We start from the raw sequence: 17257 nt of genomic DNA, 5'->3' as shown, positions 1-17257 counted from the left end.
GGGCAAATCTTCCCGACCGATCGACGCGTTCATGCCTCGAATCGGCAGCCTACTCATAGACTATTGCGTTGTGGTGAAAGTCACAGCACCAAGGACATGAATGTACACTTGTGCACTGAAATTTTTATTCAAGCCCGTTTTGCGGCTTGTTCGGGTGCCTAAGACTGCCGCACTTTCGCTTTTCACGCCAGTCGCAGATGGTCGAAAAACCGTCACTACTGCACCCAGCGCTGCAGAATCTGTTGTAGGTCATTGCGTTTGAACGGCTTCGCCAGATAATCGTTCATGCCCGCCGACAGGCAGGTTTCGCGGTCACCCTGCAATGCGTTGGCGGTCAGCGCGATGATCGGCACCTCGCTGCGTCCGGGCAGCAGACGGATCTGCCGGGTCGCTTCATAGCCGTCGATGATCGGCAGACGGCAGTCCATCAGAATCACTTCGAAATCATTACCTTCGGCGCTGCGTACCGCTTGCGCGCCATCGGTGGCGACGCTGACAGTAAAGCCCAGGCTGCGCAACATTGCCTCGATGACCGTCTGGTTGACCGGATTGTCCTCCACCAGCAACACATTGCGCCCTTCACCATGCCCGTTGCCATTGGCTGCGCGCGGTGCCGCCAGTTGCGGCAACGTCTGCTTATATAAAGCCAACGGGATTTCCAGGGTGAATACCGATCCGAGACCTTCTTCACTTTGCGCACGCAACGTCCCGCCCATGCGTTCGGCCAGGGTGCGGGCGATCGGCAGGCCGAGCCCGGTGCCACCATAACGGCGCGAAATCGAACTGTCGGCTTGCTGGAACGCGTCGAACATCAACTCCAGACTTTCCGACGAGATTCCAATGCCGCTGTCGCGCACCGAACAGGTGAACCACAGCAGTTCGTGATCCAGCGACTGCCACTGCGCCTCGATGCTGACCCGGCCGCGCTCGGTGAACTTCAGGGCGTTGCCCACCAGGTTGACCAGAATCTGCCGGATCCGCGTCGGGTCGCCTTGCACCTGCAAGTCGCGCATGTCCTCGGGGATCCGCAGGTTCAGGGCCAGGCCACGCTGCACCGCACTGTGCTGGAACGACTGGGCGCAAGCGCCGATCAGGTCGGCGAGGTTGAACGGGATGTGCTCCAGTTCCAGCTCCGAGCGTTCGATCCGCGAGAAGTCGAGAATGTCGTTGATGACTTTCAGCAGATGCTCGGTGGACTCGGAAGCGAGCGCTGCATACTCGATCTGCTCCTCGGTCATGTCCGTGGTTTCCAGCAACTGCAACATGCCCAGCACGCCGTTCATGGGCGTGCGCAGTTCGTGGCTCATCATCGCCAGGAAGTCGGATTTGGCGTTGTTGGCCTTTTCTGCTTCTTCGCGGGTCTGGATCAGTTGTGCCATCGCCTGATGCTGTTCGCGGCTGGCCTGCTCCAGTGCCTGGGCGAGGTTGTTGATATGCTGCGACAGGGCGCCCAGTTCGGTGTCATCGACAATCGGCAGCGGGGTCTTGTAGTCGCCTTGCTGAATCGCCTTGACCGCGTTGCCGATATCGCGGATCGGCGCCGACAGACTGCCGGCCAGACGTCGCGCCAGAACAAAAGTGAAGAGCAGGGCGAACAACGCCAGAATCCCCGCCTTGAGCAGAATTTCCTGCTGGCGCTGACTGAAGGCATCGTTGGACAGGCCGACGATCACCCGGCCCAGATAATCCTCGCTGGTTACGTTGTTGCTGGCTTTGGCGTCGTGGAAAAAGTCGCTGTTGAGGGCGATCCGTTGCAGGCGCACCGGGGCCTGGAACACTTCGACCTGATGCGGTCGGTTGTGCGCGTCGGCGGCCTGTTCAACGTAGGCCAGAATCCGGTTGGCGCTGTCCTGCACTTCGATAAAACGCACGTTCGGTGTGGCCAGGGTGGCTTTGAGCAGGCTTTCCAGCACGTCGTTGTTGCCGGAAATTACCCCGTACTCGGTGGCCGGGGCCAGTTGATTGGCGATCAGTTGCCCCGTGTGATTGAGCTCCTGACGCAAATCCTGGATGCGCACGAAGGTAAAGAAGCTGATCAGCAGCAGCGTGAGCAGCAGTGCAGGGCCCAGACTGATCAATTGCGTGCGGGTGTTGATATCCCAGCGGCGACGCAGATTCATGGGTGGCTTTCTCCTTCAGCCAACTGGCGGGCAACAGACGCTTCATCGATTGGCTCGATACCCAGGGAACGAGCGACCTGCGCATTACTTGAAACTTTAAAACGTTCGGGATAGAGCGTCCGCGGCCATGTGGCCGAGGGGCGGTCAAGCAATTCGTCGAGGATGGTCAGCCAGTCGTGCTGATCGCTGTAAGTGCTGGCCAGGCTGCCGGCACGGACAAACGCGGCGTTCGGTCCAACCAGTGCGATCTGCCGGGAATAGCTGCTGAGCAGCAGGTTCTTCGCGGTTTTCGGGTTGTACAGGTCCGGGTCGTCGAGGCCCAGCAGCACGTCACTGTTTTTCAGTACCGTCTGCAACGGGCGGCTGTCCTGAATGTTGTCCCAGCGCTGACTGACGATTTGCAGATGCAACGGCGCGGCGGCCAGTTGCAGCTCATTGAGCAGGAATTCGCTGTGCTTATCGAACAGCACGCCGACTCGCCGCGCCTGCGGCAGAATCCGCTGAATCAATTGCAGCTGCCGCCCCAGCGGTGGATCGCTCCACAGCAGACTCAAGTGCGCCGGTTGCGCGGCACCCAAGCGCTGCCGGGCCTGCAGGCGGCTGATGCGCAACACCAGCGTCGCCGGTCCCTGAGACTCCTTAAGGCGCCAATCGAGGCTGGGCAGGTCGAGCAGTATCATCCGCAGATTGCTCGGCAATTTACCCGGCGCCGGCAGGCTCGCCAGTGGCTGGAACCGCACGTTGTCGGTGGGGCGCAGTTCGCTCAGGGCCTCGACGAAGGCCTGCACCCCAGGGCTTTCTTCGGCGCCGGTCAACAGGATGTCGGCGGCTTGCACCGCGACGCCGTGCAGCCACGCGGTCAAAAACAGACAGACACCGGCCAGCCAGTGGCCAAGGGTTGGCGTCTTGTTTGCCGTGCCGTAGCGCACCTTAGAACTCCAGCTCGGCGCTGAAGTACATCACCCGGCGTTCGTCGTAATTGTTGTCGACGAAGGTGGTCGGCTCGTTGTCGAGCCGCTGTTGCAGTACGCCGGCCAGTTGCAATTGAGCCTTGCCCAGAGGGATGCGTTTGGCGATGCGCGTATCGACCCGCTCGAAGCGGTAGCCGTTGAGCGCGTTGTCGCCGTAATAGAAGAGGGCGCTGTTCCAGCCGTGGCCCCAATCGCGCAACCAACCGGCGGAGCCGCTGTTGCGTGAGGTGAATTGCTGATCCAGCGGATTGCTCGCCTCGGCATCGACGAAAGCGTAAGTGAAGCGCAGGCGATCGATCAGGCTCAGGCGCCAGTCGAGCTGGGTTTCGGTGCCGCGAAAACGTGAGCTGTTGGCGTTGCTGGCGATGTACTGGTTGTTGCGTAGCGGCTCGCTGATCATCCCGGTGATTTCGTCGTAGAACAGCTTCACATCGACCGCCAGCCCCAGTTCGGCGAAATAGCCGTTGTAGCCCAACTCGCGCGAGCGCATGTGTTCCTGATCGAGATCGCCCGGGCCACGGGTCTTGACGAAGTAGCGGGCCGAAGACTGACCGTAAGCCGAGGGCCGCAGGTTGCTCACCTGATAGCTCCAGTTGACGTTGTTCTCGAACATGTCCGGCGAGCGGATCGCTTCCGAGTACACCGCGCGCAGCCCATGACGCGGGTTGATCAGGTAGTTGACCGCGAATCTGGGCGTCAGCGAACTGCCGATCAATTGGGTGTTTTCGAACATTGCGCCGCCCTGCAACAGCCAGTGTTCACTGGCGCGCCACTCCAACTGGCCGAACGCACGCCAAGTGGTGTCGTCCAGCGTGCCGTTGAAGTAGGTCTCGGAATCGGCCCGGTCGTAACGATAGTTCATGCCGCTGACCAGTCGCAGACTGTCGGACAGGCTGAGGGTGTCCTGTAATTCCAGGTCGTAGCGCGACTCTCGGGTGCTCTGGTCGATATCGCCGCACAGGGTCTGACTGGCACCGTTGCGCCACTGATCCAGCACCTGATTGGCCAGGGCCATTTCCTGCGGGGTGCCGGGCGCTGCGCCGGGGCCGGTGAAGCGGGTGATGTTGCGCGCCAGGCGCTCGGTGTAGTTCGGGTTGAGTTGCCACAGTTGCGTCAACTGCGGGCTGAACGACACTTCGGCATCGCACGCGCGCCACACTTGCTGGCGATCCCAGTGCTGGGCCGAGCCTTGTATATAAAGGCTGTGTTGCGGATTGATGTCGAGATTCCAGCGCACCGATCCAGCGTAATCCTTGGCCACCACGTCGGAATTGTTCCCGGCGGCGGTAATCCCCGAGAACACCGGGCGGTAGGTGTAAGGCCGCTGATTGGTGCCGTCCTTCGCGTTGACCTGCCAGTCGAGGCTCTGGTTGTCGCTCAGGGTCTGGCTGACGGCGAGGCTGAAGCGGTTCAAGCGGCGGCTGTCGCGATAATCGGCGCCGCTGCGGTCGCTGTCGAAGCCATCGTCTTCCAGGCCGGACAGCGACAGGCGTAGATCGCCGCCATTCCAGCCGGTGCCCTGGCTGGCATAGAAATCGTTGATGCCGCGCTGGCCACGGGTGTACTTCAGTCGCGTGCCGTGGCTGTCCGCCGGGTTGCGGGTGATGATGTTGACCACCGCCATCAGCGCGTTGGCGCCATAGCTGACGGTGTTCGGCCCACGGAAAACCTCGATGCGCTCGATGTCTTCCATGGCCACCGGAATATCACTCCAGTCCACCGTGGCGAGACCTGCGCGATACACCGAACGGCCATCGATCAGCACCTGCATGCGCCGCGCTTCACTGGCGTTGGTCCCGTGATAGTTGACCGCGGCCTGATTGCCGCTGATGTTGCCGACCATCATCCCCGGCACCAGGCGCAGCAGTTCGCTGATGTCGCGGGCGCCACTGGCGTTGATCAATTCACTGTCGATGACGGTCATGCTCCCCGGAACTTCCGCTGGCGTCTGTTTCAGGCGCGTGGCCGTCAGCACCTGCGGCAGCGTTTCGCCGTCGACAAACAGGTCGTCCGCCTGCAACACCGGGCTGAACAGCAGCGCCAGCAACAGGGACGAACGCGAAGGGGGAGCACCAAAAGACACGACACAGCCTTGATCGCAAAGAATTGGCGCGCATGTTAACCGAGGGCAGCGACTTTTCCAGTCAAGATGCGGGCATTTTCCTCGGTTTTATTGGTCTTCTTCCTACAAGTGCCGGTAATTGACGCAGGGGCTGGCCGCGACCCGGTCGCCCCGTATAATGCCGGCATCGCCACTGGTATGGATTAACGGATTGCATATGACTGAACAGCGCCCGATTGCGGTCCTGGGAGGCGGAAGTTTTGGTACCGCCGTGGCCAATCTATTGGCCGAGAACGGCCATCAAGTCCGGCAGTGGATGCGTGACCCCGAGCAGGCCGAGGCCATCCGGGTCAATCGCGAGAACCCGCGTTACCTCAAGGGCATCAAGATTTTGCCGGGGGTGACCGCCGTCACTGACCTGCAGGCAACGCTCGACGCCTGCGAGCTGTGCTTCGTCGCGCTGCCATCGAGCGCCCTGCGCACAGTGCTGGCCGCCCACGCCGAGCGCCTGAGCGGCAAGATGCTCGTCAGCCTGACCAAGGGCATCGAAGCCCACACCTTCAAACTGATGAGCCAGATCCTCGAAGAAATCGCCCCGCAGGCGCGCATCGGCGTGCTGTCCGGGCCGAACCTGGCGCGCGAGATCGCCGAGCACGCGTTGACCGCCACCGTGGTCGCCAGCGAAGACGAAGACCTGTGCAAGCAGGTGCAGGCTGCGCTGCATGGCCGCACCTTCCGCGTCTATGCCAGTGCCGACCGCTTTGGTGTCGAACTGGGCGGCGCACTGAAAAACGTCTACGCGATCATCGCCGGCATGGCCGTGGCGCTGGAGATGGGCGAGAACACCAAGAGCATGCTGATCACCCGCGCCCTGGCCGAGATGACCCGGTTTGCGGTGAATCAGGGCGCGAACCCGATGACCTTCCTCGGTCTGGCCGGGGTCGGTGATTTGATCGTCACGTGCTCGTCACCGAAGAGCCGCAACTATCAGGTCGGGTTTGCCCTCGGTCAGGGCTTGAGCCTTGATGAAGCGGTGTCGCGTCTGGGCGAAGTCGCCGAAGGGGTCAACACCCTGAAAGTGCTCAAGGCCAAGTCCCAGGAGGTCGGTGTATACATGCCGCTGGTCGCCGGGCTGCATGCGATTCTGTTTGAAGGACGCACGCTGGAGCAGGTGATCGGTCTACTGATGCGTGCCGAGCCGAAAACCGACGTCGACTTTATTTCCACCAGCGGTTTCAACTGATTCAACAGGAAGCGAGCCATGAACGATCCGAAAACCGAAGCCAAGTACGAATCCATTCTCCTGCGGGTGCTGTGGATGATCGTCTACGTGCTGGTCTGGCAAGTGGCGCAGTTCATCCTCGGCGCGGTGGTGCTGGTGCAACTGATCTATCGTTTGATTTATGGCGCGCCGAGCGCCGGCCTGATGAATTTCGGCGACAGCCTGAGTCAGTTCCTGGCGCAGATCGGCCGCTTCGGCAGCTTTAACAGCGATCAGAAACCGTGGCCGTTCGCCGACTGGCCAACCCCGCGTGCCCCGGAAGGCGAGACGCCGCACGCCGTGCCGCCAGCCCCGCATCCGGTCCGAGATGAGGAACCCAAGCTATGAAACTCTGGGTATTGCGTCACGGTGAGGCGGTGCCTTATGGCTCGTGCCCCGACTCCGAGCGGGAACTGACCGAGCATGGTCGCAAAGAGGCCTTGAGCAGTGCAGCCCGGTTGATCGGTCAGCCACTGACGGCGATCTATGCCAGCCCTTATCTGCGTGCGCAGCAGACCGCGCAGATTGTCCGCGAGGCCTTGGGTTTCGAGCCGGAGATTCGCACCGTCGAGTGGCTGACCCCGGAGACCGATCCGGACAAGGTCACCGATCAACTGGTATCGGTGAGCAATGTGCTGCTGGTCAGCCACAACCCGCTGGTGGGCAATCTGCTAAGTTATCTGCAGCATGGCGCCGGGTATCCGCCGGAGAAGGTCAGCACCGCTGGCCTGGCTGAGCTGGAAAGCCCTGAGCTGCTGATCGGTTCGATGACGCTTAACAGCCTCAAGCACCCCTGACGCTGATCCCACAGGTGACCTCATTGTCAGTTGAAATTATTTGTTTGAATTTTCCAACCAAGCACTTGCTTGGTTGACTACGCTTGCTCCAGACCCAAAAAACAGGAGCGAGTCGCATGTCTGCCGCATTCCGTTTGCCGCTGGACGTGTTCTACGAACGTGAGGCCCGGCACCCGCGCCAGCGTTTTCTCGTGCAGCCCATCGGCGGCGGGCAGGTCGAGACCCTGACCTGGGCCGATGTCGCTCATCAGGCCCGTTGCGCCGCGCACTGGCTGCGCGCCCGGGAATTGCCGCAAGGCAGCCACATCGCGCTGATCTCGAAAAACTGCGCGCACTGGATCATTGCCGATCTGGCGATCTGGATGGCCGGGCACGTGTCGGTGCCGCTGTATCCCAACCTCACCGCAGACTCGGTGAACCAGGTGCTCACCCATTCGCAAAGCGTGCTGGCGTTCATCGGCAAACTCGATGACTGGCCCGGGATGTCCAATGGGATTGCGTCGGGGCTGCCAACCATCAGCCTGCCGCTGCACCCGCCCGGCGCGTTCGATTTCAGTTGGGACGACCTGCAAAAGAGCTCGCCGATCCAGGACGACCCGTGCCCGGCAGGCGAGCAACTGGCAACCATCATTTACACCTCCGGCACCACCGGGTTGCCCAAGGGCGTGATGCACAGCTTTGCCAATCTGGGGTTCGCTACGACTCGTGGCACGCAGTTGTTCGGCCTCAACGAGCACGATCGGCTGCTGTCGTACCTGCCGCTGTGCCATGTCGCCGAACGGATGTTCGTTGAGCTGGCCTCGATCTACACCGGGCAAACCGTGTTCTTTGCCGAAAGCCTCGACACCTTCATCAACGACCTGCAACGGGCGCGGCCGACGGCGATGTTCGGCGTGCCGCGGATCTGGACCAAGTTCCAGATGGGCGTATACGGCAAGATCCCGGCCAAACGCCTGGATTTCCTGCTCGGCCTGCCGTTGATTGGCAAGCGGGTAGGGCACAAGGTGTTGTCCGGGTTGGGCCTCGATGCCTTGCGCGTCGCCCTGTCCGGTGCGGCGCCGGTGCCACAGACCCTGCTCACCTGGTATCAGAAGCTCGGCCTCGATGTACTCGAGGTCTATGGCATGACCGAGAGTTGCGGCTACTCGCACATCTGCCTGCCGGGCCAATACAAACAAGGCTGGATCGGCAGGCCGTGTCCGGATGTCGAGGTGCGTATCGACGAGTCCGGCGAGGTGCAGGTGCGCAGTCAGGCGAACATGCTCGGTTATTTCAAAGAACCGCAGAAAACCGCCGAAACCCTGACCGAAGACGGCTTCCTGCGTACCGGCGACAAGGGCGAGCAGGACGCCGAGGGGCGCCTGCGCCTGACCGGGCGGCTCAAGGAAATCTTCAAGACCAGCAAAGGCAAATACGTGGCCCCGGCGCCGATTGAAAACCGCCTGGCGGTGCACTCGCGAATCGAGCAGGTCTGCGTGGTGGGTGATGGTCTGAGTGCGCCGCTGGGCTTGTGCGTGCTCTCGACGGTCCATCAGGAAGAGGGCCGGGCGAGTCTGCATTCGAGCCTGGAGAAACTGCTGGAAGAGGTCAACGCCGTGCTCGACAAGCATGAGCGGCTGCGGCGGCTGGTGGTGGTCAAGGACAGTTGGGCGGTGGAAAACGGCTTTCTCACGCCGACGTTGAAGATCAAGCGCAATGTCATCGAAGACACCTACGGTGCGCGCTTTGAAGAATGGAGCGAGCGCAGCGAGGCGGTGCTGTGGCAGGATTGAGTGACGATCAAAACAACAAAGGAAGCCTGCGATGACCTTGTGGCGCACCACTCCGAACATCGAGCAGTTGAACGCAATCCAGAAAAACACCATCGGCGAAGTGCTGGATATCCGCTTCGAGTCCTTCGACGAAGAGTCGCTGACGGCGAGCATGGTCATCGACCACCGGACTCACCAGCCTTACGGTCTGCTGCATGGCGGGGCCTCGGTGGTGCTGGCGGAAACCGTCGGCTCGATGGCCAGTTACCTGTGCATCGACGCCAGCAAGTTCTATTGCGTGGGGCTGGAGATCAACGCCAACCATTTGCGCGGCTTGCGCAGCGGGCGGGTGACGGCGGTGGCCAAACCGATTCATATCGGCCGCACCACGCATGTCTGGGATATCCGCCTGACCAGTGATGAAGGCAAGGCCAGTTGTGTGTCGCGCCTGACCATGGCGGTGGTGCCGCTGGGCGAGCAGCCGCCGGCACGTTGAAGTCCGATGCGCCCATAGCCATGACCGGACTGTCATCATTCCTGGCAGTTACGGTCATTGCTCAGGGGCGCGCTCTTGCGGACAATCAGCGGCATGTTTTCCGCTCATGGATTTACCGGTATGTCGCAACCGATCTTTTTCACCCACGCCAACGGGTTTCCCTCGGGCACCTATGGCAAGTTGTTCGCGGCGCTGGCGCCCGAGTATCGGGTCGCGCATCTGGAACTGCATGCCCATGACCCGCGTTTTCCAGCGGACGACAACTGGTACAACCTCGTCGACGAACTGATCCACCATTTGCAGCAGCAGGATCAACCGGTGTGGGGCGTCGGCCATTCCTTTGGCGGCGTGTTGCACCTGCACGCGGCGCTGCGTTGCCCTGAACTGTATCGCGGCGTGGTGATGCTCGACTCGCCGGTGCTGACCCGCACTGATCAATGGGTGATCCGCGCCGCCAAGCGCTTTGGTTTCATCGACAAACTGACCCCCGCCGGCCGCACGCTTGGCCGTCGTGAAGAGTTTGCCGATCTCGCCAGTGCGCGCAGTTACTTTGCCGGCAAGAGCCTGTTCCGCGGTTTTGATCCGGAGTGCTTCGACGCCTACCTGCAACACGGTTTGCACAAGGTCGGCGACACGTTGCGCCTGCGCTTCGATCCGGCTACTGAAATCAGCATCTATCGCGGCGTGCCGCACACCAGCCCGGGCCGCACCCGGCAACTGAAAGTGCCGCTGGCGGTAGTGCGCGGGCACACAAGTCGCGTGGTGATGCGTCATCACGGCAGTTTCGTTTCGCGCCTGCCGCAGGGAGAATTGCTGAGCATGCCGGGCGGGCACATGTTTCCGCTGGAGCGTCCGCAGGACACCGCGCGCCTGTTGAAGAATCTGTTCAACCGCTGGGAAGGTCGTCAGGACAAGGACTGCGCATGAGCCCGACCGTCGAAGAAGTGCGCCTGAGCCTGCCGCATATCGAACTGGCGGCGCATTTGTTCGGTCCCGAGGACGGTCTGCCGGTGATTGCTCTGCATGGCTGGCTCGACAACGCCAACAGCTTCGCGCGGCTGGCGCCGAAGCTCAAAGGCCTGCGCATCGTTGCCCTGGACATGGCCGGGCACGGTCACTCCGGACATCGTCCCAACGGTGCCGGCTATGCCTTGTGGGATTACGCCCATGATGTGCTGCAGGTCGCCGAGCAACTAGGCTGGAAGCGCTTCGGCCTGCTTGGGCATTCGATGGGCGCGATTGTTTCGCTGGTGCTGGCGGGCTCGTTACCGGAGCGCATCAGCCATCTGGCGTTGATTGACGGAGTAATTCCGCCTACGGACAAAGGCGAAAACGCCGCCGAACGCATGGGCATGGCCCTGCAGGCACAACTGGACCTGCGCGCGAAGCGCAAACCGGTCTACAACACCCTCGACCGCGCCATCGAAGCGCGGATGAAAGGTTTGGTGGCGGTCAGTCGCGAAGCCGCCGAACTGCTGGCGCAACGCGGTTTGATGCCAGTACCCGGCGGCTACACCTGGCGCACCGACAATCGCCTGACCTTGCCATCGCCGCTGCGCCTGACGCAGGAACAGGCCATGGCCTTCGTCCAGCGCATTATCTGCCCGGCGCAACTGGTGGTCGCCGCCGATGGCATGCTGACCAAACATCCTGAGTTGCTGGAACGTCTACCCTTTAGCCAGGAACAGCTGGCGGGCGGGCACCATTTGCACCTGAACGATGAGTTCGGTGCCGAGCTTGTCGCAGACTGTTTCAATCGCTTCTTCGCCATTCCTTGACTTGCACCGGGCAACTGTCGAGGCTGGGCGGGTTGAAATGGGAGACAAACACGATGGATTTCTATACTGCTGCGACCCCGACCCGCCAAGCCATGCCGATCCGATGAGCCTGACTATGCGGTCACTCAGTCTGTTGACGCTGTGCTGTTTCAGTCCCGTTCTATTCGCTGCCGATGTACCGGGCAGCCAGGATCTGCAGATCGTGCCGCGTCTGGCCGATGCGCAGATCGTCGACTATCGCCCTCCCGTGGAGCTCGAGCGCATTTATCCGCTGGGCTCGATCCGCAAGATCAGCGGCCAGTTGCGCTTCGACGGCCAGGTCACCGCGCGCGGCCAGACCACGGCGGTGACCTACGAGTTGCCGCCGGAACACGCCGCCACCGAAGCCTTCACCGCTGCCCGCGAAGCCCTGCAAAAACAGGGCGCCGAGCTGCTGTTCTGGTGTCAGGCCCGCGACTGCGGCGAAAGCAGCCTGTGGGCCAACGAGGTGTTCGGCAATTCCAAGCTGTACGGTGCCGACGAGCAACAGGCTTACTTGCTGTTGCGCCTGGCTGCCCCGAAGGACAACACCCTGGTGGCGCTCTACAGCATCACCCGAGGTAATCGCAAAGCCTACCTGCATGTCGAGCAGTTCGAGGCGAGCGCGCCACTGGGCGAGTTGCTGCCGACCTCGGCCACGCTGTTGCGCCAGCTCAAGAGCACGGGCGAGCTGAACCTGCCCAAACTGGTGGGCGACCCGGATGACACCTGGCTGCGGTTGATTTCCCGTGGCTTGAACCTCGACACCACTCAGCGGGTGACGATTTCCGGGCCGAAGGCCGAGGCCTGGCGTCAGGCGCTGATCGGTCAGGGCGTGCGTGCGGCACGGATGGAGGCAGGGAGTGCCGATAGCGCGGGCCTGCGCATCGATCTGTTGCGATAAGCTGTATCGGGCGAGCACGCGTGGCGTGTTCGCCTACTCTTTGACGGACTGACTTTTTCGAGACTCTACATGCTCAATAATGATCGGCTGTTGGTGCAAATCCTCCTGCTGGTGCTGTTTGGTGCCAGTTTTTGGGTGATGGCGCCGTTCTGGTCGGCGCTGTTCTGGGGCGCGGTGCTGGCGTTTGCCAGTTGGCCGCTGATGCGTCTGCTGACCCGTTGGCTCAATGGCCGCGAATCCCTCGCTGCAGCTATTTTGACCCTGGGCTGGATGCTGCTGGTGGCGGCGCCGCTGGTGTGGCTGGGGTTCAACCTGGCCGATCATGTGCGCGATGCCACAGCGTTCATCAAGGATGTGCAGGTTGACGGACTGCCGGAGGCGCCGGTCTGGCTCGGCTCCGTGCCGCTGGTGGGTGAGCGGCTGGTTGGGGTCTGGAACAGCATCGATCAGCAGGGTGCGGCGCTGATGGTGTCGATCAAGCCGTATCTGGGGCAGGTCGGTAACTGGCTGCTGGCGCGCAGTGCGCAGATCGGCGGCGGTATCCTCGAGCTGACCCTGAGCATTGTCTTTGTGTTCTTTTTCTACCGTGACGGGCCGCGGCTGGCAGCGTTTGTGCACAGTCTGCTGGAACGGCTGATCGGTGAGCGTGCCGGGTATTACATCGAACTGGTGGCTGGCACTGTGCAGCGGGTGGTCAACGGGGTGATCGGTACGGCGGCGGCGCAGGCGATTCTGGCGCTGATCGGGTTTCTGATTGCCGGGGTTCCTGGGGCACTGGTGCTGGGGATTGTGACCTTCCTGCTCAGTCTGATTCCGATGGGGCCGCCGTTGGTGTGGATTCCGGCTACGGCGTGGCTGGCGTGGAAGGGTGAGTATGGGATGGCGGTGTTTCTCGGGATCTGGGGGACGTTCATCATCAGTGGCGTGGATAACGTGTTGAAGCCTTATCTGATCAGCCGGGGCGGGAATCTGCCGTTGGTGATTGTGTTGCTTGGGGTGTTTGGCGGGTTGATTGCGTTTGGGTTTATCGGGTTGTTTATCGGGCCTACGCTTTTGGCGGTGGCTTATAGTTTGTTGACGGATTGGAGCAAGAGTCAGGCTCGGGTTGAGGATCGGCGGTGACGCTGTGATTTGGCGGCCTTTGGGCCGACCATGTTCTTGATTGGGTTGTGTGAATATCCGTTTCTTTGGGTGTGGCGGCTGGCGGTTTCGCCCTGACGGCGAGTCACTTTTCCAGACGCCGAAAAGTAACCAAAAGGCTTGGCCCCGGCGTACGGCCCGCTCGCTAAGGCTCGGGGTTCCTTCGTTCCGGAATTGATCCGGGCGCATCGCCTCCGGTTTGCTTCGCTGCACCTCCTCTCGATGTGTTCGACTTCGTCGAACGGTCGCTGCGCTCCCACTCCCGGATCAATCCCTCCACTCAGCCTGCCGATGGGGCCGGTAAGGCAAGATCAAGAGCTTTCGGCGAGCTGACACTCGGCCATTGAGTGGTGAAGAGCATGTGCTCGGCTTTAGCGCTTTTGTGGGAGCGAGCCTGTTCGCGAAGGCGGCCTACGAGCCGACCAATCTCTAGCTGACCGCACCCGACCCAACGGTGGGAGCGGGCTTGCTCGCGAAGGCGGCCTACGAGCCGACCAATCTCCAACTGACCGCACCCGACCCAACGGTGGGAGCGAGCTTGCTCGCGAAGAGGCCCGTCCAGCCAACCAATTTCCAACTGAATCCCCCGCAAATCCAACTGTAGGAGTGAGCCTGCTCGCGAAGGCGGCCTACGAGCCGACCAATCTCTAACTGACCGCACCCGACCCAACGGTGGGCGCGGGCTTGCTCGCGAAGACGGCCTACGAGCCGCCCAATCTCTAACTGACCGCACCCGACCCAACGGTGGGAGCGGGCTTGCTCGCGAAGAGGCCCTTCCAGCCAACCAATCTCCAACTGAATCCCCCGCAAATCCAACTGTAGGATTGAGCCTGCTCGCGAAGGCGGCCTACGAGCCGACCAATCTCTAACTGGATCCCCCGCAAATCCAACTGTAGGAGTGAGCCTGCTCGCGAAGGCGGCCTACGAGCCGACCAATCTCTAGCTGACCGCACCCGACCCAACGGTGGGAGTGAGCCTGCTCGCGAAGGCGGCCTACGAGCTGCCCAATCTCTAACTGACCGCACCCGACCCAACGGTGGGAGCGGGCTTGCTCGCGAATAGGCCACTCCATTCAATGGAGGTGTTGGATCAGCCGACGCCTTCGCGAGCAAGCCCGCTCCCACAGGGGAATGATGTGTTCTCAGGTGCGCGGCAGACGGATGATGGCGGTCAGGCCGCCACCCTGGGTCTCTTCCAGATTCAACTGGCCACCCAAACGCTGCGCCGCCTCGCGGGCAATGGTCATGCCCAGGCCGACGCCGCCGGAGTTGCGATTACGCGAACCTTCCAGACGATAAAACGGCTCGAACACCGCTTCACGCTTGTCCTCGGCAATCCCCGGGCCGTGGTCGATGACGCGGATCAGCAGTTGCTCGCGCTGATCCTGTAGTTCGATACGTGCTTGCCCGGCATAGCGCAGAGCGTTGTCCATCAGGTTGTTGATACACGAGCGTAGCGCCATCGGCTGCACCGGTAGCGGTGCGCAATGGCCGCTGACCTGGACGTCCGCGCCTTGGTCCTGGGCGTTTTCGCACAACGATTCGACCAGCGCCTGCACGTCCATCAACTGCAGGGCTTCGCTGGTGCGCTGTTCGTGCAGGTAGGTGAGGGTGGCGTCGAGCATGCCGATCATGTCGTTGAGGTCTTGGCGCATCTGGCCTTGCAGTTTGTCGTCGTCGATCTGCTCCAGCCGCAGTTTCAACCGCGACAGCGGGGTGCGCAGGTCGTGGGAGACGGCGCCGAGCATGCGTGCCCGTTGCTGCACCTGTTCGCGAATGCGTTGTTGCATCAGGTTGAAAGTGTACGCCGCTTGCCGCGCTTCACGTGGGCCAGACTCGTCCAGTGGCGGGCTGTCGAGGTTTTCGCTCAGGCGTTCGGCGGCGTTGCTCAGGCGCTGGATCGGTCGACTGAGTAGTTTCGCCCCGTACCAGGCAGCGATCATCAGCGAGATGAACTGGAAGGTCAGCGGCACCAGCGGCCCGCCGAACCAGGGGCGTGGCGGGCGATGGGCGAAGCGTGGATCCGGCGGCGGCCGTTGGCCCTCGACGCCCTCGGCGAATTCCGGCGGGGGCGGCGGTGGAGGCGGGCCGTAGTGGTGAAACCAGGCAAAGGCCAGCAGGTGCGCCAGGACGATCGCCACGAACAGCATGCCAAACAGGCGGCCGAACAGCGTGTCGAAGCGCGCTCGCATCAGCCGATGTCTCGCGCATCGAACAGGTAACCCTCACCGCGCACGGTTTTGATCAACTGCGGGGCTTTCGGGTCGTCGCCGAGTTTTTGCCGCAGGCGCGACACCAGCAAATCGATGCTGCGGTCGAAGGCTTCGATCGAACGGCCGCGGGCGGCGTCCAGCAGTTGTTCGCGGCTGAGCACCCGGCGCGGGCGTTCGATGAAGACCCAGAGCAGGCGGAATTCGGCGTTGGACAACGGCACTACCAGACCATCGTCGGCGATCAACTGGCGCAGGACACTGTTCAGGCGCCAGTTGTCGAAGCGAATGTTGGCGCGCTGTTCGGTGCGATCATCGCGCACCCGGCGCAGGATGGTCTGGATCCGCGCCACCAGTTCCCGTGGTTCGAACGGTTTGGCCATGTAGTCGTCGGCGCCCAGTTCCAGGCCGATGATGCGGTCGGTGGGTTCGCAGCGGGCGGTGAGCATCAGGATCGGGATGTCCGATTCGGCGCGCAGCCAGCGGCACAGCGACAGGCCGTCTTCGCCGGGCAGCATCAGGTCGAGGACCACCACGTCGAAATGTTCGGCCAGCAACGCCTGACGCATGGCCGCGCCGTCGGTGACGCCGCTGGCGTGGATGTTGAAGCGGGCCAGGTAGTCGATCATCAGCTCGCGGATCGGCACGTCATCGTCGACGATCAGCGCGCGGATGCTCCAGCGCTTGTCGTCTTTATGCTCATCAGTCACGGTCGTTTGGGTGTTGTGCATGGGGCTGTTCATCTGCCAGTAGGCCGCCAACCACAAAGATGGGCTGCGAGGTGGTGGTTTCAGCATAGGCGTCCTGCCGTGAGGCGGGAAGTGCTGATGTAAGGGCGTGTTGCGGCTGGCGAGGCTAGCGTGGGCGCTTGTTGGCGGCGTGTCGGTTGTGTATCGGGTTCGACACAATAGCTGCGAGCGCTATGCTGATCACGATTGTGGCGACGATTTTACCGATCATCGGGTGCCGCGCTGGCGCTGCTTCCGCTACAATGCGCGCCGATTTCGACTTGCCTGAGAGCCCATCCATGTCCGCCTGCCAGACTCCTATCATCGTCGCCCTGGATTTTCCCACCCGTGACGCCGCACTGAAGCTGGCCGACCAGTTGGACCCGAAACTGTGCCGGGTCAAAGTGGGCAAGGAACTGTTCACCAGTTGCGCCGCGGAAATCGTCGGCACCCTGCGTGACAAAGGCTTCGAGGTATTCCTCGACCTGAAATTTCATGACATTCCCAACACCACCGCGATGGCCGTGAAAGCTGCAGCCGAGATGGGCGTGTGGATGGTCAACGTGCATTGCTCCGGTGGCCTGCGCATGATGGCGGCCTGCCGTGAAGAGCTTTCCAAGCGCAGCGGCCCGCAGCCGTTGCTGATCGGCGTGACCGTGCTGACCAGCATGGAGCGCGAGGATCTGGCCGGTATCGGTCTGGACATCGAACCGCAGGAGCAGGTGCTGCGCCTGGCCGCGCTGGCCGAGAAGGCCGGGATGGACGGTCTGGTGTGCTCGGCGCTGGAAGCCACTGCACTGAAGTCGGCGCATCCGTCGCTGCAACTGGTGACCCCGGGGATTCGCCCGGCGGGCAGCGCGCAGGACGATCAGCGCCGTATTCTGACGCCACGTCAGGCGCTGGATGCCGGTTCCGATTATCTGGTGATCGGCCGTCCGATCAGCCAGGCGGCGGATCCGGCCAAGGCACTGGCGTCGGTTGTAGCCGAAATCGCCTAAGTAACCCCTGTAAGAGTGAGCCTG

15 protein-coding genes are annotated in these 17257 nt (G+C 62.1%); 10 read left to right on the top strand and 5 right to left on the bottom strand.

Annotated features, from left to right (window positions below):
• Positions 1-215: 215 nt before the first annotated feature.
• From QMK55_RS05555 to QMK55_RS05545, 3 genes are read right to left on the bottom strand one after another with little or no spacing between them, the layout of a single operon-like run.
• Positions 216-2120, bottom strand: coding sequence for a response regulator (locus QMK55_RS05555; protein WP_102358095.1), 1905 nt, complete (start codon positions 2118-2120; stop codon positions 216-218).
• On the bottom strand, positions 2117-3049 hold the full coding sequence (locus QMK55_RS05550) for an ABC transporter substrate-binding protein (protein ID WP_102358096.1): 933 nt from the start codon (positions 3047-3049) through the stop codon (positions 2117-2119). Before QMK55_RS05550 ends, QMK55_RS05555 begins: the two co-directional genes overlap by 4 nt.
• A gap of 1 nt (position 3050) precedes the next feature.
• On the bottom strand, positions 3051-5174 hold the full coding sequence (locus QMK55_RS05545; protein WP_102358098.1) for a TonB-dependent receptor plug domain-containing protein: 2124 nt from the start codon (positions 5172-5174) through the stop codon (positions 3051-3053).
• Between the two features lie 196 nt (positions 5175-5370).
• Between QMK55_RS05545 and QMK55_RS05540 the strand changes: the two genes are divergently transcribed.
• From QMK55_RS05540 to QMK55_RS05500, 9 genes are all read left to right on the top strand, one after another.
• Positions 5371-6396, top strand: a complete 1026-nt coding sequence (locus QMK55_RS05540; protein ID WP_047600375.1) for an NAD(P)H-dependent glycerol-3-phosphate dehydrogenase — start codon at positions 5371-5373, stop codon at positions 6394-6396.
• Between the two features lie 18 nt (positions 6397-6414).
• Complete coding sequence (locus QMK55_RS05535) at positions 6415-6762, top strand: DUF4389 domain-containing protein (protein ID WP_102358099.1); 348 nt, start codon at positions 6415-6417, stop codon at positions 6760-6762.
• Positions 6759-7211 carry a phosphohistidine phosphatase SixA gene (gene sixA / locus QMK55_RS05530; protein ID WP_102358100.1) on the top strand — a complete coding sequence of 151 codons (453 nt, stop codon included), beginning with the start codon at positions 6759-6761 and terminating at the stop codon, positions 7209-7211. Before QMK55_RS05535 ends, sixA begins: the two co-directional genes overlap by 4 nt.
• Positions 7212-7327: 116 nt before the next feature.
• Positions 7328-8983 carry an AMP-binding protein gene (locus QMK55_RS05525; protein ID WP_320328815.1) on the top strand — a complete coding sequence of 552 codons (1656 nt, stop codon included), beginning with the start codon at positions 7328-7330 and terminating at the stop codon, positions 8981-8983.
• A gap of 31 nt (positions 8984-9014) precedes the next feature.
• Entirely contained in the window at positions 9015-9458 is a 444-nt protein-coding gene (locus tag QMK55_RS05520; RefSeq protein WP_007957810.1) for a hotdog fold thioesterase, read from the top strand.
• Positions 9459-9578: 120 nt separating this feature from the next.
• Complete coding sequence (locus QMK55_RS05515) at positions 9579-10385, top strand: alpha/beta fold hydrolase (protein WP_102358103.1); 807 nt, start codon at positions 9579-9581, stop codon at positions 10383-10385.
• Positions 10382-11236, top strand: a complete 855-nt coding sequence (locus QMK55_RS05510; protein WP_320328814.1) for an alpha/beta hydrolase — start codon at positions 10382-10384, stop codon at positions 11234-11236. The genes QMK55_RS05515 and QMK55_RS05510 overlap by 4 nt, the downstream gene beginning before the upstream one ends.
• Before the next feature lie 115 nt (positions 11237-11351).
• Positions 11352-12158 carry a DUF4892 domain-containing protein gene (locus tag QMK55_RS05505; RefSeq protein WP_320328813.1) on the top strand — a complete coding sequence of 269 codons (807 nt, stop codon included), beginning with the start codon at positions 11352-11354 and terminating at the stop codon, positions 12156-12158.
• Positions 12159-12227: 69 nt separating this feature from the next.
• On the top strand, positions 12228-13280 hold the full coding sequence (locus QMK55_RS05500; protein WP_102358107.1) for an AI-2E family transporter: 1053 nt from the start codon (positions 12228-12230) through the stop codon (positions 13278-13280).
• A gap of 1159 nt (positions 13281-14439) precedes the next feature.
• On the opposite strand, the gene QMK55_RS05495 is transcribed toward QMK55_RS05500, so the two are convergent.
• On the bottom strand, positions 14440-15489 hold the full coding sequence (locus QMK55_RS05495) for a sensor histidine kinase (protein ID WP_102359109.1): 1050 nt from the start codon (positions 15487-15489) through the stop codon (positions 14440-14442).
• Positions 15489-16250, bottom strand: a complete 762-nt coding sequence (locus tag QMK55_RS05490; RefSeq protein ID WP_102359110.1) for a response regulator — start codon at positions 16248-16250, stop codon at positions 15489-15491. Before QMK55_RS05490 ends, QMK55_RS05495 begins: the two co-directional genes overlap by 1 nt.
• Before the next feature lie 284 nt (positions 16251-16534).
• Here QMK55_RS05490 and pyrF point away from each other — a divergent pair, with 284 nt between their 5' ends.
• Positions 16535-17233, top strand: a complete 699-nt coding sequence (gene pyrF, locus QMK55_RS05485) for an orotidine-5'-phosphate decarboxylase (protein WP_007968913.1) — start codon at positions 16535-16537, stop codon at positions 17231-17233.
• Positions 17234-17257 lie beyond the last annotated feature (24 nt).

This window comes from Pseudomonas sp. P8_229, assembly GCF_034008635.1.
Taxonomy (GTDB): domain Bacteria; phylum Pseudomonadota; class Gammaproteobacteria; order Pseudomonadales; family Pseudomonadaceae; genus Aquipseudomonas.
Note: the sequence above shows the minus strand (reverse complement) of the source record. Positions and strands in the feature narration are given on the sequence as shown.